Consider the following 22,500-nt stretch of genomic DNA (forward strand, 5'->3'; position numbering starts at 1 on the left):
ACCGAGCAAAGCCCCTATCCCCCGCCAGCCCGGCGCTATCCCTCTACTCCCCTGAAAGCAGCGTGCTGTCGAGTCCAGATGATCGCTTAGATCGTTTTCCACCGATGCCGGATACGACCACCTCTGACTGAATTCAAGCAACAAATACAGCACCCGAGGTGGTGAAATTAATGCAAGACATCGCTATTGAATTTAATAACTATTCGCATTTAGTATATGTAGGGTCCCGCTGAAAACTTTACCTAACCACTGTGGTGGTCTCCCGCCCGCTTTCGGATACGCCATGACGCTCGCCCTTTCACACCTCTACTACGGTCCCCTTGAGCACTTTACGCCCCCGGTCATCGGTGAGGCCTTTCCAAGTGATGCCATCTGCGGCGAATCCTTGTTGGACGCCTCCGTGCTCAGTGATCTACTGGCTCGTTTTGCTCTCCAACACGAAGGAGACGACCTCAAGGCTATCGCTTCGCTATGGTCAAAGTGGCATTTCGCCAACGTAGCAGCGCCGGCGCTGGCTGCTAACCTGCTGCTAGCACGGGAACTGCCGCTGGCGCTCGACGAAATGGCCATCATCACCAATGAAGAAAGCCGTACCACGCAGCTTGTCCTGCTTCACGAAGGCAAGCCGCTGGGCTCTCTTGATGCCTTTACCCGCTTCGAGCAGCTTCTTCAGGGCCACATTGCCCCTTTGATAGAAAAGCTAGCCGGTCTCTCGGGTGCTTCACCCAAAGTATTCTGGAGTAATTTCGGCAACTACTTCGAATACTTTTCCCACGCTACGGCGGAGCACCCCATGGCCCTGTCAGGTTTGGCCGAAGAACCTCTACGCCTGATCAAGCATCGCGCCTATCCCGATGGACGACGCAACCCGCTGTTCATGCCGGTGCGTTATCTGGCCGATAAAAGTGAAAAGAGCTGCCGCACTCGGCGGCTCTGCTGTCTTCGCTACCGCCTGCCCGAATTTTCCTACTGCGGCAACTGCCCGCTGGAATGCACACGGTCTCAATCCACCTCAGGGGACGCACCGCGTGCAGATCTACGCTGAAGACTTGAAAAAATTTGGCGCGCGCCACGGCATCCTCTATCGCTTTGGCGACAACGATTTCCTCGGCGAGAACCAGGCAAGTCAGATGCCGTCGCGCCCGATCCTTAGCGGTCACGTGCTCGAAGAAACGCCCCGCCCCGGCTGGCTGATGACCTTTTCCGACGTCGACGTACTTGAACCCTACGACTCCTGTTCGCGTCTGGTCGCCCCGCTATTTATCTGTATCGTTCTAAAGGGGTCGATCGACGTCTGCATCGGCTCGCGGCGACATCGGCTAAATGCCGGCAATGCCATGAGCGCCCGTCTCGCCGAGCAGTTGCCGCTACAGGTCCACCAGGCCGCCGGCCAACGCCTGATAACGCTCAATCTGGCGCTGGAAGGTGACGCTATCGAGGCGCTGAGCCAGCAACCCGCCATCGGGCCACTGCTTGCAGCCGATAGGCCGCACCTGCATCTGTGGACGCTGCCAGGCTATGTGACGCCAATGCTTGAGCAAGTCACTGCCCCTCAGCCGTCTGCCGGCCAGCACTGCCTGCTGCTAGAGGCGATCTGCCTGCAGCTGCTATCCCACGGGCTGCCCCACCGCGACTACATCCGCTGTTCAGGCATCTCACCCGGCGAGCGCGAACGTCTTGAACGAGTCAGACGCCGGCTCCATAACGCTCCCACCGAGTCTCATACTTTGGCAGATCTCGCGCTCCAGGCCTCGATGAGTCAAACAAGCCTACGCACCAAGTTCCAGCGCTGCTTCGGTCTGTCGCTATTCGACTACCTGCGCGAACGTCGGCTGCAGCTTGCCTATCAACTCCTCCAACAGGGTTATAGCGTGCAACAGGCGGCTCACTTGGGCGGCTACAATCACGCTACTAACTTCTCCACTGCCTTCCGCCGCCGCTTCGGCATGTCGCCAAGCGCCTTGGCCTGACGCTTATGTCATCTCGCATAACGCTTGCGTCATTGCGCATAGCCGCAAATGGCCCTCGAAATGTAATAATTTGCATTACCAATAAAGTTCAATCTCGGCCTCAATCCGTCGGCCCCAAGGCGAGAGGCCCCGACCGGTAAGTGAATGACATGCACTTTTGCCCATTGCTCTCCTCTCGACGGCCTTACTCCGTGAAAGTCGGACCTGCCCTGCTGGCGGCCAGCCTCTCTTCGGCAGCGTTGGCGCAAGACACCGCGTTTGATGCGGCCACCGCCAATAGCAGCGGCTCTGCGGCTGACGCCTCAGCGCTCACTCCCATGACCGTGACTGGCCAGGCTGCGACCAAAACCGAGACACCGTTTCGCGAAACGCCGCAGGCGACGTCCACCGTCACCGCCGAGGACATTGAGCAGCGCGGCGCCCAGACCGTTCAGCGCGCACTCGACTACTCTCCCGGCGTCTATACCAACCAAGTCGGTGCCTCGAACCGCTACGATTACATCGTGCTGCGCGGGTTTTCCGATGGCAGCCTGAGCAACACCTTTCTCGATGGCCTGAAACTGATGGGAGATACCAACTCCTACAGCTCGCTGAGTATCAATCCGTACATGCTTGAGTCTATCGAAGTGGTCAAGGGGCCGGCGTCGGTCCTCTATGGCCGAGCCTCCCCCGGCGGTCTGGTAGCACTGAGTAGCAAACGCCCAGAGTTCACCGCCACACCCACCGGCGAGGTGCAGATCGGATTCGGCGACAATAACCAAAAACGCGCTGCTTTTGATATCACCAGCAGCATCGATGACCAACAGCGCGCTGCCTTTCGCCTCACCGGTGTTGCCCAGGGCGCAGACACCCAGTTCGGGCCGGTCGAAGAAGAGAGCTATGCCATTGCACCGTCGTTGACCTGGGACATTACCGATGCCACGACTCTGAATCTGTCGGCCTATCTGTCCAGAGAGCCGGAGGGTGGCTATCACTCCGGCCTCCCCTATGAAGGCGCAGTGGACAGCCGTTTCGGGCCTCATATCGACAATGAGTTTTTCGAAGGCGAAGACGACTACGACAAATTCGAGAGCGACCAGGTCCTGGTTGGCTACGATATCGAGCACCGCTTCAGCGACGACATCAGTGCTCGTCAGAAGGTGCGCTACCTGAAGTCTGACGTGGAGCTCAACCAAGTCTACGCCTTCGGCTGGGCCAGCGACACTGAGCTCAACCGCTACTACTCCGGCGGCGACGAATCGCTCAAGGCTTGGACCGTCGACAACCAGTTTGAGGCCAGCGTTGCCACCGGCCCCATCGAACATCGTGTGCTCACCGGCCTCGACTACCAGACCCGCGACAATGACGTGGTCTGGATCTCCGGCACTTTTCCTGCCATTGATGCCTTCAACCCGAGCTACGGTGCCGATCCCATCGGCGACATCGCCGTCACCACCCGTGAGCAGCACAAGCTCGAGCAGACCGGCGTCTACCTGCAAGACCAGCTGAGCTGGGACCGCTGGCACCTGGCGCTCGGCGGGCGCTACGACTGGGTCAACATCGAAAACGAGAATCGCGATACCGGTGCCGTAAGCAAACTGGACGACACCCAGCTCAGCGGCCGCGCAGGCTTGCTGTACGCCTTCGATAACGGCATCTCTCCCTACGTGAGCTACTCCACCTCGTTCACTCCAACGAGCTTCGTCGACGCCGCGGGCAATCTGCTCGAGCCGACAGAAGGTGAACAGGTCGAGACCGGGCTCAAGTTTGAACCCAACGGCACCCAGGACCAATATTCGGTCACGCTGTTTCATATCAACCAGAAGAATGTAGCAACCAAGGAGCAACCTACCGACCCCTACCGCGCCGTGGGCGAGATCGAATCCCGGGGCATCGAGCTCGAGGCGAACACTCAGCTGACCGAAGCGCTACGCCTGCAGGCGGGCTATACCTACACTGATATTACCTACTCAGAGAGTGACGATGGCAACGAGGGCAACAGCGCTATCTACGCGCCGAAACACAGCGCTTCCGTGTGGGGCTACTACGATTTCATGAAGGGGCCGCTTACCGGCCTTAACACTGGACTTGGCGTACGCTATCACGCCGATATTCAGGCCGACCGCGCCAATACCGAGATGGTGCCGGACTATACGCTGGTCGATGCGACCCTGGGCTACGACTTCAGCCAGGTTGGCCTTGAGGGCATGTCCGCCCGCCTCAACGTCAACAATCTGCTGGACAAGGAGTACGTGGCGTCATGCAACTCGCTGGACTTCTGCTACTTCGGCGCCGAGCGTAACGTCAATGCCACTCTGAGCTATCGTTTCTAGCGGCCGAAAAGAATGGCGTATTGACATTTCCGCTGGAATTGATAACCATTACCTTTTCGTGTTTTTCAACTCCTCCTACAGCATCATCTCTCGCGCGGGAGATGATGCGGAGACCATGATGCTCGACGTTCACGCCGCAAGCTTTGAAATCCAGGGTAAACGCCTGCTACACCCTACAACGTTGAGCTTCAAGACGGGACGTATCCATGGCCTAATCGGCCACAATGGCTCAGGCAAATCCACTCTACTCAAGCTGCTTGCCCAACAGCAGCAGGCTACCCGTGGTGCCATACACTTCGCTGGCCGCGAGCTGTCTACCTGGGGCCAGCGTGCCTTCGCCAGGGAAGTCGCCTACCTGCCTCAGCATCTGCCCAGTGCCGAAAGCTTGACCTGTCGCGAGCTGATTGCCTTTGGCCGCTATCCATGGAAAGGCTTGCTTGGTCGCTCCCGCCGCGACGATATTGAGCGCATAAACCGTGCCATGGCGTTAACTCATACCGGGTCTTTCGCTGATCGCTTGGTGGACACCCTTTCCGGTGGTGAACGCACGCGGGTGTGGCTAGCCATGCTGCTTGCACAGGGCAGTCGCCTGCTGCTGCTCGACGAACCCTTGGCGGCCCTGGATGTTGCCCATCAGGTTGAAGTCATGTCGCTGGTGCAGACCCTATCCCGGGAGCTGGAACTGGGCGTTGTTATCGTGCTGCACGACATCAATATGGCTTCGCGCTACTGCGATCATCTGGTCGCCCTGCATACCGGCCGGGTCATTGCCGAAGGCTCACCGGCACAGTTGATGCATAGTGACCTGCTGGAAAAGATCTACGGTATCCCCATGCAGGTCATGCCCCACCCTAGTGGGGAGCATGCCGTTGCCCTTGTGCACTAACGCCCCCTCTCTGTCAACACCATGATTTATCGCTACTATCACGCCTTTATAACTCTGCCCCTAACGCTGGCTTTGGTCATAGCGCTGGCGTCCCCGGCCTTTGCCGGTCCCCGGATCGCCAGCCTCGACTGGACCCTGGCCGAGACTCTCATCGCGTTAGACGCGCCGCCGATAGCGCTGGCTCAGACCGACGACTATGCAAGCTGGGTGGGTCAATCAACGCCTATGTCGGTCACCGACATAGGCCTGCGCACCCAACCCAACCTCGAACTGCTGGCGAACCTCGCTCCCGATCGCATCCTGATTTCGCCGATGTTCGCCAATCTCGCACCGCGCCTCTCCACCATAGCGCCGGTGGAAACGCTTTCGATCTATACCCCCGACAAACCGGTGTGGCCAGAGCTTGAGGCGCTGACACGCAAGCTGGGGGAGCTAAGCGATCACGAAAAAGCCGCGGAACGGCTGGTTGCATCCTCCAGAGCTGAGATCGATTGCCTGGCCTCACGCCAGCCGGCAGCACCCCGGCCGTTGATGATCGTCCAGTTCATGGATGCTCGCCATGTCCGTGTATTCGGTGCCAACAGCCTGTTCGACGCTGTCATCAATCAGCTTGGCCTGACTAATATCTGGAAAGAGCCGACTAACGCCTGGGGTTTCAGCCTGGCGGGCCTTGAGCGCCTAATCAGCCTCGAGCAAGCACGCCTGGTCATCATCGAGCCCTACCCCGCGGGCGTGGCCGAAGCGCTGAAAACCAGCGGTCTGTGGCAAAGCATCCCCAGTGTAACCCGCGACGACGTTATCACCCTGCCGCCAACCTGGAGTTTCGGCGGCTTACCGTCGGCGATGCGTTTCGCCAAAACACTGACAGCGGCACTGAGCGACGCTCAATCACAAACGCTCGGCGCCTGCGCAAACGGTAAACCGCCAGAATGAGCGTCCAGCACCTCGCCAATCATCTGCAGGTTTGACACCACCCCAGACGTCACCACGGAGAACGCCCATGGCAACGAGTGAGCGGCGGCCGCTATCGGTATTGACTGCGCCAATCCTGGCCGGCAGCCTACTTCTGACGGCCTTCCTCTTAGGGCTGGTGGTGTCGCTTGCGCCATTGAACGGCCTAATAACGGCATTCAAGAGCCTGTTCACCCCCGCTGTCGGAGTGGATGGCTTAGTGCTGCACTACAGCTGGTGGCCGCGCCTCACAATGGCATTGCTCGCCGGCGGCGCCTTAGGGCTTGCCGGCGTGCTGATGCAACAAACGCTGCGCAATCCTTTGGCATCACCCACGACCTTGGGCGTCGCCAGCGGCGCTAACCTAGCACTGATGACGGCAACTCTTGTAGCTCCCGGCCTGCTTGTCGCCGGTCGCGAGTGGGTCGCCCTGGGCGGCAGTGCCAGCACCATGGCTCTGGTCTTCAGTATTGGCTGGCGACGTGGGCTGTCACCGGGCGTCGTCGTGCTCGGCGGCCTGGTAGTGAATCTCTACGCTGGCGCCCTCGGCATGGTGCTCCTGCTTTTCCATCAGGAAGAGTTAAAGGGCCTGCTGGTGTGGGGCGCTGGGTCATTAGCCCAGAATGACTGGTCGTCAGTGGCCTATCTGGCACCGCGACTGGCCATTGCCGGGCTCGCATCGGCCTGTCTGATCCGGCCCTTGGCGCTTCTAGAGCTCGACGACGCCAGCGCCAAGAACCTCGGCATTTCGCTCAAGTGGCTGCGCTTGGGCGGGCTTGGCCTCGCCGTATTCCTCACCGGCTGCGTGGTCAGCGTGGTTGGCATCATCGGCTTCATCGGCCTTGCGGCACCCAATATCGTGCGCTTGGTCGGGGCCCGGCGTCTCAAGGCACGACTCATCGGCTCGGTTCTCCTTGGGGCCCTGCTACTCGCCACAACCGACCTACTGCTGCAAGGATTTGCCGGCAGGCTGCCGACGCTGCTTCCTACTGGCGCCACCACTGCTGCCCTCGGTGCCCCCCTGTTATTATGGCTAATTCCACGCCTGCGTATGACCGCCCGCCGCCCGCCCAGCGCCAGCAGCAACGAATCCTTTCGTCACCCCCTGCCGGGCCGGTTGATGATCGTCTTGATGGTGCTGATCGCCGTTGCCGCCCTCGCCGGCCTAACTATCGGCCAAGGCCCCAATGGATGGGATCTGGCACTCGATCCTCCGGTACTTGAGTGGCGCTGGCCACGCCTACTGGCCGCCGCCGGAAGCGGTATCCTGCTGGCGATTGCCGGCACCCTGATTCAGCGTGTGACCGCCAATCCCATGGCGAGCCCTGAGCTACTCGGCATCAGCGGCGGGGCCGCTATTGCTCTGATCATCACGCTATTTTTGATCCAGGGGCCCAGTAATTTGCTGCTGGTAGGCAGCGCAACACTAGGCGCTCTGATCACCCTTGGCGTACTGTTGGCACTTAATCACTCCAGTGGATTTCAGCCAGAACGACTATTGCTATGTGGCGTCGCCATTACTGCGCTGTTTGATGCGGTACGCTCCATCACGCTCGCCGGCGGCGACCCACGAGGTCAGCAGGTGGTAGCGTGGTTATCTGGCTCTACTTACTACGTTGACCCTATTTCGGCGCTGGTGGTGCTGATCGCTGCTTTACTGCTGGCTCTAGCCACACAGCCGCTGGGGCGCTGGCTGGATATTCTCCCGCTTGGCGCAGCGGCCGCGCGAGCGCTAGGCATTCGCGTGGAAAGCGCCAGGCTCGCTCTGCTTTCCTTGGTAGCGCTACTCACCGCCGGAGCCACGCTGATTGTCGGGCCCCTGTCGTTTGTCGGCCTACTGGCGCCGCACATGGCGCGCATGCTTGGTTTCTCGCGGGCTCGCAGCCACATGGCAGGCGCGGCTCTGCTCGGCGCCCTGTTGATGGTCGTGGCTGACTGGCTCGGGCGCCAGCTGCTGTTTCCCCAGGAAATTCCGGCCGGCCTGGTTGCCTCACTGATCGGCGGTAGCTATTTTATGTGGGGGCTGAGGAAGCTTTAAGATCATCAACAAAAAGAGGCGGAAAAGTGCTGACGGGCAAGGCCCTGTATTATGTAGTCTCTTGTGCTTTCTTTATATTTCTGTAATTCTCGACATATGGACACGAATAAAGCTCTCGAAGCCTTCGCGGCGCTTTCCCAGGCGACCCGCCTAAACACCTTCCGCGTACTGGTGCGCCACGAGCCGGAAGGCCTTCCGGCCGGTGAGATCGCACGCCTGCTGGACGTGCCGCATAACACCATGTCAACTCATCTGGGCGTGCTGTCTCGCGCGGGGTTAGTCGTTTCGCGCCGCCAGAGCCGCTCGATTATTTACCGAGTCAGCCTCAACCACATGCGCGAAACGCTCGGCTTCCTGGTGCGCGACTGCTGTGCCGGGCGCCCCGAGCTCTGCGAGCCGCTGCTCGAAGACCTGAAGCCCTGCTGCCCACCGTCGAAGGAAACCGTTTCATGACGCACGACCCACTCCCCAACATCGATCCGGAGCAACTGAATGCCATCGATATCAACGCTCTGGTGGGCCCGGACGAGCCGCGTCATGCCCCGCGTATCCTGGTGCTCTACGGCTCGCTGCGCGAGCGCTCCTATTCGCGCCTGCTGTCCGAGGAGGCTTCCCGCCTGCTGCGCTGGTACGGCTGCGAAGTGCGCACCTTCAATCCCGCCGGCCTGCCGCTGCCCGACGATGCCGACAGCGATCACCCCAGGGTGCAGGAACTGCGCGAGCTGGCCGAGTGGAGCGAGGGTATGCTGTGGGTCAGCCCCGAACGTCACGGCGCCATGACCGGCATCATGAAGGCCCAGATCGACTGGATCCCTCTGGCGCTGGGCGGCGTGAGACCGACCCAGGGCAAGACCCTGGCGGTGATGGAGGTCTCCGGCGGCAGCCAGAGCTTCAATACCGTCAACCAGCTGCGCCTGCTCGGCCGCTGGATGCGCATGCTGACCATCCCCAACCAGTCCTCCGTGCCCAGAGCCTTCAACGAGTTCGACGAGGCCGGGCGCATGCTCCTGTCACCGCTTTACCAGCGCGTGGTCGACATCTGCGAGGAGCTGGTGAAGTTCACCTGGATGACCCGAGGGCGGTCGGCCTACCTGACCGATCGCTATTCGGAGCGGGTCGAGAGCGCCGAGGCCGTGTCTCGGCGCGTCAACCAGTCAACGCACTGAGACCACCCACCGGAAAAGGAGCCCTGCATGCTGGCGTTCGCCATCTTTGTTATCACCCTGGTGCTGGTGATCTGGCAGCCCAGAGGGCTGGGCATCGGCTGGAGCGCGCTGGGCGGGGCCGCGGTGGCACTGGCCACCGGCGTGGTCGGCTGGGGTGATGTGGGCATCGTCTGGCAGATCGTCTGGGATGCCACCTTTACCTTCGTGGCGCTGATTATCATCTCGCTGATTCTCGACGAGGCGGGCTTCTTCGCCTGGGCCGCCCTGCACATCGCCCGCTGGGGCAACGGCCGGGGCCGCCTGCTGTTCCCGCTGATCGTGCTGCTCGGCGCGATGATCGCCGCGCTATTCGCCAACGACGGTGCCGCTCTGCTGCTGACGCCCATCGTCGTCGCTATTCTGGCGCGGCTCGATTTCCGCCCTGAAGCCGCTCTGGCCTTCATCATCGCCACCGGCTTCGTCGCCGACTCAACCAGCCTGCCGCTGGTCATCTCGAACCTGGTCAATATTGTCAGCGCCAACTACTTCGACATCGGCTTCAGCCGCTATGCCCAAGTGATGCTGCCGGTCGATCTGGTATCGCTTCTCGCCACGCTGGTGGTGCTGGGCCTCTACTTCCGCCGTGACATTCCCGCCCGCTACGAGGTTGAACGACTCGAGGCACCCGCCACGGCGATCCGCGACCGTCAGGTTTTCCGCGCCGCTTTCCCGCTACTTGCCGTGCTGCTGGTCGCGCTGTTTTTAACCACCCGCTGGCCGATTCCCTTCGCCGCCATCATGGGGATAGCGGCGCTGGTGCTGATGGCGATTGCCGGGCGCTGGTTCAGCTCGAGCCACGTGCACGTCATCTCGCTGAAGAAGGTCATTGGCAACGCCCCCTGGCAGATCGTGCTGTTCTCGCTGGGCATGTATCTGGTGGTCTACGGCCTGGGCAACGCCTGGCTCACCGCCGAGGCCGCCCGGGTACTGGAGTGGCTGGGCCACCAAGGCACCTTCGTGGCCACCCTGGGCACCGGTTTCGCCTCGGCAATTCTGGCGTCGCTGATGAACAACATGCCCTCAACCCTGGTGGGTGCCCTGGCGATCGACCAGGCCCAGGTGTCAGCGACGACCCAGCAGCTGATGCTCTATGCCAACGTTATCGGTAACGACTTGGGGCCCAAGTTTACGCCTATTGGCAGCCTCGCCACCCTGCTATGGCTACACGTGCTGGCCGGCAAGGGCTACCGCATCGGCTGGGGGCAGTACATGAAGGTTGGTCTGGTTATCACCCCACCCGTGTTGCTGGCTGCGCTGGTCGCCCTGGCGCTCTGGCTGCCCATGCTGCCGCTCGGCTAATGTGCACTGCCTAGCACCGGCTTGATGGCATTGAGCATACGCTCTGCTCTCGCCGAAAGCGGCCACTCGGCGCGATGCAGCAACCATAACGTATCCACGACGGCCGGTTCGCCGGTGACAACGCGTATCGCCTCAGGGCGAGAAAATGCCTGACGCGCGAATCGGGGCAGCACGGTAAACCCTAGCCCCAGCGCCACCGGTTCAAGAATCAAGCCAACTTGATTGGTAAAGCCGTGATTCGGCAGACTGCACACGCCGGAAAAGCCGGGAAAACGACGGCTTAGCAAGCGCGTGGCCATCTCATGACCGTCGGGATGATCGATAAAACCCAGCCGTGCAAGATCGGCCCACTCATCAGCCTTGGCATGGGCCGGCACCACAAGCTCCAGCGCCTCACGCGCAAAGACCGATACGGCCAAACGTGGATCATCCTGCGGCAGCGTCACGATCCCCAGCTCAAAACGATTTTCGAGAACGCCCGCCACTATCTCCTGAGTCGGGGCGAAGCGATGGTAAATGGATAGTCCAGGCGTCGTGCGCTGTATTTCCAGCAGGTGAGGGTATAGCGCTAACCCAATGCTTCCCGGCGTGATTAGGCTGACTTCTCCTTGCTGGCCATCGTCGTCCGTCAGCCGTTGGTGCAAACGGTGATTCGCTACGCCCACCTCGCGACTGTACTCGCATAGCGCATGACCCGATGGCGTGAGTTCCAGCCGGCGCGGATGGCGGATAAACAACGCCCCCACTTCCCCTTCCAGACGCTTGATGTGCTGACTGACCGCTGCCTGAGTCAAGTCCAGCCGTTCGGCGGTACGCGTGAAGTTACCCAGCTCAACCAGGGTGGTAAAAGTACGGAGCCACTGAGGATTAATCATAACGAAAACTTATCATTATCATAACGACATGTCGATTCACCTTATAGCAAAGGCCGCATAAAATCTGACGAATCCCCACGAATATGTTGCTACTCGCCGCATAGGCTCTGCTCCCTGACTTCCTCGCGAAGTCGTGCTCGGAGGGTTGTCCAAGCAGGCCAAGGCACGGCGTCGGGTTGATGACGACGAAGACATTCCAAGCCCAGGCGCCACACGGAAAGCACGCTCCGGTGCCGGATACTGTTGCTCTGATAGCGCCGCTGTTGCCCCCGGGCTCGGACATCCAGGCCGGCCACCATCATGGCCACGTTCGCCAACATGGCGATCAGCAGCAGGACCTCGATGCGCTTGCCCTGGCGAGACTGATGCATGCCGAAGCCCAGCCCGAACAAGGGGCTTTTGACATCGCGGAACCCTTCCTCAATCTGCATGCGCTGTCGGTAGATCGTTACCACTTTATTCGCCAGCGTTGAGCGGTCCGGCAGATTGCTGACCAGCACCCAGGGCTCCTGCTGACGCCGGGCGATCGTCCGGCTGCCGCCGTCCCGAGAGATCCGGCCTTGTTTATTGCGATGCTTACGTCCCCGTGGCGGTCGATAATAGAGCACCATCTGAGCGCGGAACGGATGGTTTTCGGCGATCCGGACGGAGCCCCACGCCTGCGGTTCCGATGTCGCGTGTTGAAACAGGGTCTTCACGGGTTGCCATGCTTCGCCTGACGCCTGGTAACGGGCGGGCTGACGGACCCGTCCAACGATATACCAGCCGCGCGCTTCAACGGCCCGAAACCACGGGTTACGAAAGCCGGCATCGGTCACCAGGATCGGCGTGGCCTTGTCGGGCAGGATCCTTGCCAGCGCATCCAGCAGATAGGCTTCACAGTATGGGCATCCTTCCTTGTGATGAACCTTCTCGAAGATGGGCAGCGATCGCCCGGCGAAGGGCACCGCCGCACGCAGCAGGAAATGCCTGCCGCGGTCATCAATCGGCGACCAGTCCACCAGAATCAGTGGGCGTGTTGTATGGCCGATCAGCAGCGAGGCCATGAGCCAATAGAACAGCGGTCGTTCCTGATGAAGGTGAGGGTTGCCTAATAGTCGATCGACTCGTTTGATGGCGTGCTTGGCATCCGTCGAGCTCGGCAACGCACGGCCAATGGCCGTTAATCCCAGACGTCGCTCGCCCAGCAGAGCGCCAACGGTATCGAGGACGGTCTGTAGCCGCTTGGCATGGATCACGGAGAGTGAAGACGTCAGCAAGTTATGCAAGAATCGAGGGGCCTGCATGGGTCTCCTTCGCATGTTGTTGTGTGTCGTAACTCACAACATGCATGACTCATGCAGGCTTTTTCAATCCTATCATGCTGATTTTATTACCCATTTCATGGGGATTCCTCAGGCATAAAATGGCATTCGTTAGCTGATTCACCTCCCTTGCCAACAGGAGCTTTTATGCCTCAGGTTTACCCCCGCACGTTTTCCCATATCGGCATTTCCGTGCCCGACGTTCAAGCAGCCATCGACTTCTATACCCAGGTATTGGGCTGGTACTGTAGTGGTCAAGTATTTTTGGCCACGGTATTTTGAGCATTCCAGTACATGGTTTCAGCCGCATTGGGCGGCATCCCATCGTTATGGGTGTGCGGCCTCAGGTCGCTATAATAATGGATGATGTAATCCGTGATCGATTGCCTTGCCGCCGCCATGTCACGGTAGCCGACCTTCGGGATCCATTCGCTCTTCAGGCTCCGGAAAAAGCGCTCGGTCGGCGCGTTATCCCAGCAATTTCCTCGGCGGCTCAGGCTTTGTGTCATCTGATAACGCCAAAGGCTCTGACGAAAATCCAGGCTGGTGTACTGGCACCCCTGATCAGAATGAAACATGACATGGGCCGGCTTACCACGTGACTCCTGAGCCATCATCAATGCCTTGCTGACCAACTCCGTATTCGGCGAGCGGGACAGCGCCCAGCCGATGGCTTTGCGCGAAAAAAGATCAAGCACCACCGCCAGATAGGCCCAGCGCGCTCCTGTCCATATAAACGTGATGTCGCCTGCCCAGGTTGTGTTGGGTCTTTCGACATCGAATTGACGATCCAGGTGATTGGGGATATCCAGATGCGGCTGGTGGGCCTTTTTATAGGCATGCCGTGGGGGCTGCGTGCTTACCAGTCCCAGCTGCTTCATTCGTCTACCCGCGCGGTACCGGCTCAGCGGCGTTCCCGCCTGTGTCACCATACGGGCAATACTGCGTGCACCGGCAGAGCCCTTGCTGGCAGCGTGTGTTGCGGTGATTTTCTGCCGCAATGCCTGTTCCGTCTGACTCGGCGCTGCATGGCGGCTACGCCATGCGCGATAACTGCTGCGGTACACCCCAAACAGGCGACACAGGCGCTTCACCGCGTAGCTCTCTTGAAGTCGCTCGATTAGCGAGAACTGCTCGTGGAGTCCGACATCAAGAGAGCGGTAGCCTTTTTTAGAATGGTTTTTTCCTCTTCAGATCGACGCAGGCGGCGTTTTAAATCCTGAATTTCGCGCTGCTCCGGGGTCATGGCTTCGCCTTTTTGCGGTGCTTTACCCGCTCGTTCGGCGCGGAGCTTGCGAACCCAGGATTCCATGGTGGTTTTTCCGACGCCCATCGCGGTGCTGGCGGCCTTCACTGTGTAGCCCTGATCAACCACCAGTTGCGCTGCTTCCAGACGAAACTCCGGGTCAAAATTTCTTTTCCTGGTCATTCTGTCCACCTGATTTTTTCTCTGTGAGTGATCATACACTCAAAACCAGCTGGCCAAACTCACTATGCCACTACACTATGCCACTACAGTCCAGTCCACCACTTCTTAATCACCCAAGCATCTGATTCGGCATTCTGATAAGCCGCCAGCTCTTGGGGTGCCGCCAGCTGCCCGGGCGTAAGTGCCTGATCCAAAATATTCGTGCATAATGGGTGCCCAAATTTCTGACAAAAAGCGGACAGAATAATGGCAAGGCGCTTCGTCGAATCACTATCTGAATCTGAACTGCACACGCTGCTTTCTGCTTATCACCATGGTGAGAAGTGCGCTCTGCGCCGTCGTGCCCATGCTATTTTGCTGAGTGATCAGGGTCATACAATCAACCAAATCAGTGAGATACTGCAGGTTCGCCGTGATGCCGTATCCATATGGCTCAAGAAGTGGGAAGTGTCGGGCCTCGACGGGTTGATCGACAAGCCACGGAGTGGACGCACACCGGCCCTAGATGATGCGGACCATCAGCGGCTACAGGAGCTGGTCGCTGAGCAACCCCATCAGCTTCGCTCCTTGCATGCCCGCTTTCAGGAAGAAACGGGGAAAATTGTTAGCCTGATCACGCTTCGTAGAGCGCTAAAAAAAACGGTTTCAGCTTCAAACGGATCCGGCATTCGCTGAAGGAACGGCGCAACGAAACGGATTTCCGCAACACCCAAGGCCTCATCAAGGTACTTCAGCAATGGGAAGATCTCGGTGACCATGAGCTCTACTATTTTGATGAATCAGGCTTTTCACAGTCGTCGTCAGTCCCTTACGCCTGGAGCCCTGTCGGCGAACCATGTGAGATAACGGCCTACTCACATAGCCGAAGGCTGAACGTGCTGGGATTCCTCAGCCGAGCGGGGAAATTGGTTTATCACACGACGACTGAGTCGGTCACCACGCAAATTGTTATCGAGGCGTTCGATCAGTTTGTGGCGCAGAAAGATCCCGATACCTTTGCTGTCGTGGTGCTTGATAACGCCAGCATGCATCGCTCCAAGGCCTTCAGGCGGAAGATACTTGAGTGGATGTCGCATCGCGTGCACCTGGTTTACCTATCGGCTTACTCACCAGAGCTGAACTTGATTGAGATACTGTGGCGGCAAATGAAGTATGCATGGTTGCCGCTGGGAGCCTATCTCTCTTTTGATCGCCTCTGTGATGAGGTACACCGCCTACTTGGTGGTTATGGCACTGAATACGCGATTAATTTTGAATAAGCACTTAAGGCCTCGTTGTCTAGACTTTCCCGCAAGGTTTAGCGCCGCACTCCGGGATATCTCTGCCCGCGGTGTTCCCTCTTGCGCACCTCGTCCAGTCGCCTAATGAAGGTCTGCGCGAGATGGAGCGACGAAGGTAATCGACTCTGCGCTGCATATTCGAATATCGCCGTAAGCAGCTCGCCAAAAAAAGCTCGTTCACCTTTGGCGGCCAAAGGTCAAAAGCGGTACAAAAGCGGACATATCAAAATCACGGTATGTGCCGGTTTGTGACAGGCAGGGTGGCGAAGGGCGGCGTTAACCGGTGCGTAAAACCGCCGCAGGAAAAGATAAACTCATAAATTTTATTGAATATCATGCTGATATATATATGGGTTTTTAAGTTTATGGGGTTTATAGGAACTGGCGGAGCAGGTTAGCAAAAATCCGCGTAAACCCTCGCCCAATGTGGGCGGGAATACAAAGCACGGCGGGAATTTGAGCTGTGTATCGGTGTACTCAGGGTAAGCTGAAAAGCATGACCTTGTCGCGCACCGTCACCGGCAAGCACTACGCCGCGCTGCTGTTTGAAACGGGGCAGGACGCGCCGGAACGTCTGCAAGACCTCGACGCCTCAAGCGTCGTCGGCCTCGACATGGGCTTGTCGCATCTTGCCATTGACTCAAGCGGTCGCAAGACTGCCAATCCGCGTTTTCTCAAGCAGGCGCAGAAAAACCTCAAGAGAAAACAGCAAGTCAAGAACATGATGAAAAATGCCAGGCTCGCCAGACACATTGGCGATGCGTCCTGGCATGCCTTGATCGCCAAGTTGGCCTACAAAGCAGAGGAAAAGGGAAAGCATCTGGTCAAACTTGACCCGCGGTTCCCCAGCTCCAAAACCTGCCATGCATGCCATCACAAGATGGATGCCATGCTGCTAAACGTCCGGTTGTGGGCGTGCCCCGCCTGCCATACACGCCACGACCGGGACATCAACGCGGCGCTGAACATCAAGCATCAAGGCATCGTGCAGTTAAAGGCGGCAGGGCTGTCCGTTTCTGTCCAATGAGGCTCGCGTAAAGCCGGCGTACTGTCGGTAGCAGCCGTTGAAGTGGGAAGCCCCGTCCGTGGCGCATTAGCGCGTCGGGCGGGGAGCAGTCACGCGACTACATAGTGTTCGGGATCATAGCCACTGGCCGTCGTGCTGCGGCGCAGTGCACAGCTAATCGTGCTGCTGTGGAGCCCCAGTTTCCTGGCGATCTGTCGCTGGCCCCCGCCCAAGTCATGATGGGCGTAAATCTGGTATCGTTGTGTCTGGGTCAGTTGTTGGTTCTCATGCTCTGCTTCACTTTGGTCGGTAAGTGCCTGATCCAAAATATTCGTGCATAATGGGTGCCCAAATTTCTGACAAAAAGCGGACAGAATAATGGCAAGGCGCTTCGTCGAATCACTATCTGAATCTGAACTGCACACGCTGCTTTCTGCTTATCACCATGGTGAGAAGTGCGCTCTGCGCCGTCGTGCCCATGCTATTTTGCTGAGTGATCAGGGTCATACAATCAACCAAATCAGTGAGATACTGCAGGTTCGCCGTGATGCCGTATCCATATGGCTCAAGAAGTGGGAAGTGTCGGGCCTCGACGGGTTGATCGACAAGCCACGGAGTGGACGCACACCGGCCCTAGATGATGCGGACCATCAGCGGCTACAGGAGCTGGTCGCTGAGCAACCCCATCAGCTTCGCTCCTTGCATGCCCGCTTTCAGGAAGAAACGGGGAAAATTGTTAGCCTGATCACGCTTCGTAGAGCGCTAAAAAAAACGGTTTCAGCTTCAAACGGATCCGGCATTCGCTGAAGGAACGGCGCAACGAAACGGATTTCCGCAACACCCAAGGCCTCATCAAGGTACTTCAGCAATGGGAAGATCTCGGTGACCATGAGCTCTACTATTTTGATGAATCAGGCTTTTCACAGTCGTCGTCAGTCCCTTACGCCTGGAGCCCTGTCGGCGAACCATGTGAGATAACGGCCTACTCACATAGCCGAAGGCTGAACGTGCTGGGATTCCTCAGCCGAGCGGGGAAATTGGTTTATCACACGACGACTGAGTCGGTCACCACGCAAATTGTTATCGAGGCGTTCGATCAGTTTGTGGCGCAGAAAGATCCCGATACCTTTGCTGTCGTGGTGCTTGATAACGCCAGCATGCATCGCTCCAAGGCCTTCAGGCGGAAGATACTTGAGTGGATGTCGCATCGCGTGCACCTGGTTTACCTATCGGCTTACTCACCAGAGCTGAACTTGATTGAGATACTGTGGCGGCAAATGAAGTATGCATGGTTGCCGCTGGGAGCCTATCTCTCTTTTGATCGCCTCTGTGATGAGGTACACCGCCTACTTGGTGGTTATGGCACTGAATACGCGATTAATTTTGAATAAGCACTTAAAGCAGGGAGGGTACCGGTGCTGATCCTTCTGCCTCTACTGTGTTGGCCCAAGTGTAGCAATTATTCCATGAAATCAGGACACTGAGGGAATCATCAAGGAGTTAAAAAATGAAACGCCGTGACTACGCGATTGCCGGGGGTGCGGTATGAGCATCGAGACCGCAGATCCCGAACGACCTTCGGAGCATTCAGACAAGGCGATTCTTCCCCCGGTCAACTGGCCCGTGTTCATCTGGGCCGCTATCGGGTCAATAGCGATCACCCTGTGGGCGCTTATCACTCCCGAGTCCGCTCAGCAAACGCTGGGTGCTGTGGTGGGGTGGGCCTCGGGCTGGTTTGGGTGGTTCTACGTCCTGCTTGCCGGCGGGGTGCTCACCTTTGTGATCTATCTCGCCTTTTCGCGTTTTGGCAACACCAAACTTGGGCCGGAAAACTCCAGGCCCGAGTTCTCAACCCTCGCTTGGGCGTCCATGTTGTTTGCCGCCGGCATCGGTACCGACCTGATGTTCTTTGCCGTCGCCGAACCCGTCACCCAGTACCTGCATCCGCCTTCGGGTGCAGCAGAAACCGTTGACGCTGCCCGGCAAGCAACCGTATGGACATTGTTCCACTACGGCCTCTCCGGATGGGGTATGTATGCGCTGATGGGGATGGCCCTGGCGTACTTCGCCTATCGAATGAAGCTTCCCCTCGCCGTGCGCTCCGCGCTGGCCCCGGTCTTCGGTAAGCGCATTCACGGCCCCTTGGGCGACACCGTGGACTTTGCCGCACTTCTGGGCACGATCTTCGGCGTGGCCACCTCGCTGGGGATCGGCGTGGTGATGGTCAACGTGGGGCTCGCCACCGTACTGGGAGTGCCGGTGAGCACCGCTACCCAGGTGGCGATTGTCATCATGGGCGTGGGCGTGGCCATTCTCTCGGCGGTATCAGGGGTCGATAAAGGTATCAAGTTCCTGTCGCTGCTGAACGTGTTCTCCGCCATCGGTCTGAGCCTGTGGATCCTCATCACGGGGAAAACCCAATACCTGTTGGATGGCCTAGTGCTGAACATCGGGGATTTCGTCAACATGTTCCCCGACATGGTCCTGCAGACCTTTGCCTTCGAGGAGACCGGCAGCTGGATGAGCGACTGGACCCTGTTCTTCTGGGCCTGGTGGGTCGCGTGGGCGTCTTTCGTTGGCATGTTCCTTGCCCGAATCTCTCGCGGGCGCACGATTCGCCAGTTCGTCATCGGCACGCTGACAATCCCGTTTGCGTACATCCTCATGTGGATCTCCATTTATGGCAACTCGGCGCTGGATATTATCCGCAGCGGGGACGCCGAATTCGGTGTCCAGACCGTTCTCAACCCCGAGAGCGGCTTTTACGAACTGCTCTCGCACTACCCGGCGTTCATGTTCATCGCCGGGCTGGCGACGCTGACCGCGCTGCTGTTCTACGTCACCAGCGCCGACTCCGCCGCGCTGGTCATGGCGAACCTATCCTCGCGCCTACCGACGCCCCAACACGATGGACGGGCCGCGCTGCGGATCTTCTGGGCGATCACCACTGGTGCGCTTACCATCGCCATGCTCATCGTGGGCGGGATCGGCGCCTTGCAAAGCGCCACGGTCATCATGGGACTACCGTTCTCCTTCGTGATGATTCTGGTAATGGTCAGCCTGTACCGGTCGTTACGGGTAGAAGCCCGGCGCCTGGACAGTGGCAAGCAGGCCATGCCCCGTACGTTGTCAGGGCGCACCGCTCGTGGTGGAGAGATGCGCTGGCAGCAACGCCTGGGGCGGATGCTCACCTTCTCCAACGCGGGACGGGCACGGGAATTCGAAGAGAAGGTCCTGTTGCCCACCTTCGGTGAAATCGTCGATGAATTCAGCGAGCGTGGCATCACCGCGAAGTGTGACAAGTACGTCGACGAGGAAGGTGACAGCTGCATCGAACTTGAGATTGACCCCTCATCCGAGCACCCCTTCCGCTACCAGGTGTTTCGCAAGGAAGCACCGATACCGCATTTTGGCGGGCGTCCGACCCAGGTGGCAGACAAATTCGTGCGCATGGAGGTCTACCTCGACGTCGCCGATGCGCAAGGCTACGACATCATGGGCTACACCAGAGAGCAACTGCTGGATAACGTGCTGGATCAATACGAACGCCACCTGGAGTTTCTGCAGATGCAGGAATTTGCGCTCACTGACCAAGAGGTAAACTGACGCAAACGCGTGCAAGTGAACGTACCCGGGGTGCCCGGTACAGGGAGGCCAGTAGGCCTCCCTGTTTTTATTGTGCGCCAGGAATGGCGCGTAGCACCGGCAGGTGCTGTTCCTGAGGGTTGTGTCTCGGGAAGTACGCGTTGCTCAACGGCTTGAGCGAGTTCGGCAAGCTGCATTTTGTTGAAGGCGACACCGGTATTGGCAAATCGCTGGCCTACCAGCTGGTGCTGGCCGACTGGGTAGCCAACGGCAAAAAGCAGGGCGGTAAGCACGCGGCCAGGCGCGGGCTGATTTCCACCTACTCCCGAGCCCTGCAACGCCAGCTGCTGGCAGCGGATAACCTCGCCGTGGTGCAGGGATATCTGCGCCATGCGGGGCTGCCGCCGTTAAGCTTTGCCCTGCGCATGGGCCGGGAGAACTACCTATCGCCCGAGCGGCTGGCACTGGAGCTGGGCGTTACCCAGCTAAGCGATGCGGTAGACAACGTGCGCCTGCCACAGGCCCAGCGCCGCCTGGCGAAGTGGGCGCTTGAAAGCGACGGCTGCCTGATGGATCTGGACGCAGCACTGCTGCCCGAAGGTGTGCAGCCGGCGGATATCGCCCTGCGCCCCCAGAACCCGCTGCCGGAGGCGCTGGCCGCTCAGCAGGAGCACGCCCAGCAATGCGATATCGTGGTCATCAACCACGCGCTGCTGGCGCTGGATCTGGTGACCCAGCGCCAAATCACCCAGATGCAGGCGCCTCACGTACTGCTGTTGGACGAAGCCGAACACTACTCCGAAATGGCCGAAGAGCTGCTGAGCCACCGTATTTCGCTGCAGTCGGCGGCTTCTGTCCTCAAGCGCCTCAAGCAGCGCGGCGTGGCCGAGCAGTGGCAAACGCTGGTAGACAACATGGCCAGCACCGAACACGCGGGCAGTGCCGGCAGCATGGGGCAAGGCCAGCGCGAGGGGCTGCAGCAGGCAGTAGAAGTGCTGCTCAAACGCCGCCCGCGTGAAAGCAGCCACGACCCAGCGCTATGGCGCGAATGGCAGCACCTGCGCCACAGTGCCGAGCAAATCGCCCGTCGCCTGCGCGAAGCCAGCCGTTATCTGGTGCTGGACTACTCGCCGGTACGCGGGCTACCCGGCGTGGTGGCCCGCGCGCCCGGTGCCGCTTCTAGCTTGAAGGCCGGGGCCGGCGAGCGCGTGACGTTTCTTACCTCCGCCACCCTGTCGGACCTGGACCACGCGCCGGGCGAGACACCCAACTTCCGTTATATGCGCAGCCGCCTGCAGCTGCCGGTAACCCATAAGCGCAGCGGACTACAGTGCAGCTTCCAAGCACGCCGCTTTGGTACCCTGCGTTTCCGCCTGCCCCGTGGGCTGCCACACCCGCTGGCTCATGAGGCCGAGGGCTGTTACCGCCTGGCCGATGATTTTTGCCGTCAGGCGCTGCCCTATATAGTCGACCGCCCCGGCCGCACCCTGGTGCTATGCGCCAGCTACGCCGACGTCGCCGCGCTGGAAGCCGCCTGGCCCCAAGCCCACGTTCATCGGCTGGTGGCCCACCGCCAAGGCACCGCGCTGGGCGAATTGGTCGCCGGGCTAAAAAACGACGCGATTTTAGTAACCCCCGCCGGCTGGGAGGGGCTCTCCCCTGCGCGGGAAGGCCACCAGGCCTACTGGCAGCATCTGGTGATCGTGCGCAACCCGCGGCCGCTGCGCAGTCGAGTCGAGCAGCACCTGATCGAAGACCTGCTCTACCGCCGCGACGTACCGGCGGAAGATGCCACGCGCATTGCCCACGGCATGCTTCAGCGCCAAAGCACGGTGCGCACCCTGCACAAGCTGCGCCAGGGGCTGGGCCGCGCCATCCGCCACCCGGATGATGACGTACAGGTCACCCTGCTGGAACCGCGCATTCCCCGCCCTTCGGGCTACCCGCCCGTCAAGGGCGTATACGCCAGTCGCGTACTGCTGGGCGCCATCCCCGCGCGGTTTATGTACGCCTACCAAAACGCCGAAGAGCCCGGCGGCAGCGCAGAGCAAGACACCGCCCAAAGCCGCCTCGCCGCACTGCTGTAGCGCTGCCGCGAGGCCTGCCGGAACGGCCACAGCATCTACTGCCGCGTCACCGCGAGCGCAAGCGCGGCGGTCTCCTTGCACGCCCAGTCCGTACAAGGCCCGGAACGTATTGATAAGCGCCGGGCGAAGCAGGCCTCAAGGTCTGTCTGCCTCTGCCGATATACCTTCCGCAGGGTGAGTCATGGCGAGCACGGCGAAGCCATCTCGGGGTTTCTCACTATCGCTACCCAGTATCACACAAACCGTTACAAACTTTTTTACCCAAAATCCTAA

At 59.5% G+C, this 22,500-nt stretch carries 16 protein-coding genes and 3 pseudogenes; 15 read left to right on the forward strand and 4 right to left on the reverse strand.

Annotation, left to right across the window (positions count from 1 at the left end; genetic code table 11):
* The first annotated feature begins 283 nt into the window (after positions 1-283).
* From fhuF to ACZ415_RS02725, 9 genes and pseudogenes are all read left to right on the forward strand, one after another.
* Positions 284-1,045: a siderophore-iron reductase FhuF gene (gene fhuF, locus ACZ415_RS02685; RefSeq protein WP_017429320.1), complete on the forward strand. Its 762-nt coding sequence runs from the start codon at positions 284-286 to the stop codon at positions 1,043-1,045.
* A complete protein-coding gene (locus tag ACZ415_RS02690; protein ID WP_017429321.1) occupies positions 1,029-1,970 on the forward strand; it encodes a helix-turn-helix transcriptional regulator in 942 nt (313 codons plus the stop codon). Before fhuF ends, ACZ415_RS02690 begins: the two co-directional genes overlap by 17 nt.
* A gap of 317 nt (positions 1,971-2,287) precedes the next feature.
* Positions 2,288-4,282, forward strand: coding sequence for a TonB-dependent siderophore receptor (locus tag ACZ415_RS02695; RefSeq protein WP_017429322.1), 1,995 nt, complete (start codon positions 2,288-2,290; stop codon positions 4,280-4,282).
* 118 nt (positions 4,283-4,400) lie between these two features.
* Positions 4,401-4,907: pseudogene (locus ACZ415_RS02700) on the forward strand (ABC transporter ATP-binding protein); the annotation flags it as partial.
* 282 nt (positions 4,908-5,189) lie between these two features.
* Positions 5,190-6,101 (forward strand): ABC transporter substrate-binding protein, encoded by a 912-nt coding sequence (locus ACZ415_RS02705; protein WP_017429324.1) that lies wholly within the window; start codon positions 5,190-5,192, stop codon positions 6,099-6,101.
* 67 nt (positions 6,102-6,168) lie between these two features.
* On the forward strand, positions 6,169-8,157 hold the full coding sequence (gene fhuB / locus ACZ415_RS02710) for a Fe(3+)-hydroxamate ABC transporter permease FhuB (RefSeq protein ID WP_017429325.1): 1,989 nt from the start codon (positions 6,169-6,171) through the stop codon (positions 8,155-8,157).
* 96 nt (positions 8,158-8,253) lie between these two features.
* Positions 8,254-8,610 (forward strand): ArsR/SmtB family transcription factor, encoded by a 357-nt coding sequence (locus ACZ415_RS02715; protein ID WP_017429326.1) that lies wholly within the window; start codon positions 8,254-8,256, stop codon positions 8,608-8,610.
* The gene (gene arsH, locus ACZ415_RS02720) at positions 8,607-9,323 is read left to right on the forward strand and encodes an arsenical resistance protein ArsH (RefSeq protein ID WP_017429327.1); all 717 of its coding nucleotides are present in this window, start codon (positions 8,607-8,609) and stop codon (positions 9,321-9,323) included. The genes ACZ415_RS02715 and arsH overlap by 4 nt, the downstream gene beginning before the upstream one ends.
* Positions 9,324-9,350: 27 nt before the next feature.
* Complete coding sequence (locus ACZ415_RS02725) at positions 9,351-10,661, forward strand: arsenic transporter (protein WP_017429328.1); 1,311 nt, start codon at positions 9,351-9,353, stop codon at positions 10,659-10,661.
* On the opposite strand, the gene ACZ415_RS02730 is transcribed toward ACZ415_RS02725, so the two are convergent.
* Both ACZ415_RS02730 and ACZ415_RS02735 read right to left on the reverse strand, forming a co-directional pair.
* Positions 10,658-11,536, reverse strand: a complete 879-nt coding sequence (locus ACZ415_RS02730) for a LysR family transcriptional regulator (protein WP_017429329.1) — start codon at positions 11,534-11,536, stop codon at positions 10,658-10,660. The two genes, ACZ415_RS02725 and ACZ415_RS02730, sit on opposite strands and share 4 nt — an antisense overlap.
* An 89-nt stretch (positions 11,537-11,625) precedes the next feature.
* Positions 11,626-12,822: an IS4 family transposase gene (locus tag ACZ415_RS02735; protein ID WP_311882096.1), complete on the reverse strand. Its 1,197-nt coding sequence runs from the start codon at positions 12,820-12,822 to the stop codon at positions 11,626-11,628.
* Between the two features lie 165 nt (positions 12,823-12,987).
* Here ACZ415_RS02735 and ACZ415_RS02740 point away from each other — a divergent pair.
* A pseudogene (locus ACZ415_RS02740) lies at positions 12,988-13,086 on the forward strand (VOC family protein); the annotation flags it as partial.
* 8 nt (positions 13,087-13,094) lie between these two features.
* On the opposite strand, the gene ACZ415_RS02745 reads toward ACZ415_RS02740, so the two are convergent.
* Positions 13,095-14,269, reverse strand: a protein-coding gene (locus ACZ415_RS02745) for an IS3 family transposase (protein WP_344701659.1) whose coding sequence is annotated in 2 segments (ribosomal slippage) — positions 13,095-14,014 and positions 14,014-14,269 — 1,176 coding nt in all. Because the reading frame shifts where the segments join, the coding sequence is not laid out codon by codon here.
* A gap of 246 nt (positions 14,270-14,515) precedes the next feature.
* Between ACZ415_RS02745 and ACZ415_RS02750 the strand changes: the two genes are divergently transcribed.
* A protein-coding gene (locus ACZ415_RS02750; RefSeq protein ID WP_464387722.1) for an IS630 family transposase occupies positions 14,516-15,528 on the forward strand; the annotation gives its coding sequence in 2 pieces (ribosomal slippage) (positions 14,516-14,900 and positions 14,900-15,528; 1,014 coding nt in all).
* Positions 15,529-16,045: 517 nt separating this feature from the next.
* Positions 16,046-16,576, forward strand: a complete 531-nt coding sequence (locus tag ACZ415_RS02755) for an RNA-guided endonuclease InsQ/TnpB family protein (protein WP_222120377.1) — start codon at positions 16,046-16,048, stop codon at positions 16,574-16,576.
* A 107-nt stretch (positions 16,577-16,683) separates the two neighbouring features.
* Here the strand turns inward: ACZ415_RS02755 and ACZ415_RS02760 are convergent.
* Positions 16,684-16,881, reverse strand: a pseudogene (locus ACZ415_RS02760) (helix-turn-helix domain-containing protein); the annotation flags it as partial.
* Positions 16,882-16,933: 52 nt separating this feature from the next.
* Here ACZ415_RS02760 and ACZ415_RS02765 point away from each other — a divergent pair.
* From ACZ415_RS02765 to ACZ415_RS02775, 3 genes are all read left to right on the forward strand, one after another.
* Positions 16,934-17,946, forward strand: a protein-coding gene (locus ACZ415_RS02765) for an IS630 family transposase (RefSeq protein WP_464387722.1) whose coding sequence is annotated in 2 segments (ribosomal slippage) — positions 16,934-17,318 and positions 17,318-17,946 — 1,014 coding nt in all. Because the reading frame shifts where the segments join, the coding sequence is not laid out codon by codon here.
* 154 nt (positions 17,947-18,100) lie between these two features.
* Entirely contained in the window at positions 18,101-20,161 is a 2,061-nt protein-coding gene (gene betT / locus ACZ415_RS02770) for a choline BCCT transporter BetT (protein WP_017429341.1), read from the forward strand.
* Between the two features lie 140 nt (positions 20,162-20,301).
* On the forward strand, positions 20,302-22,227 hold the full coding sequence (locus tag ACZ415_RS02775; RefSeq protein ID WP_344703256.1) for a helicase C-terminal domain-containing protein: 1,926 nt from the start codon (positions 20,302-20,304) through the stop codon (positions 22,225-22,227).
* Positions 22,228-22,500: the final 273 nt, after the last annotated feature.

The organism is Halomonas cibimaris (assembly GCF_055379665.1).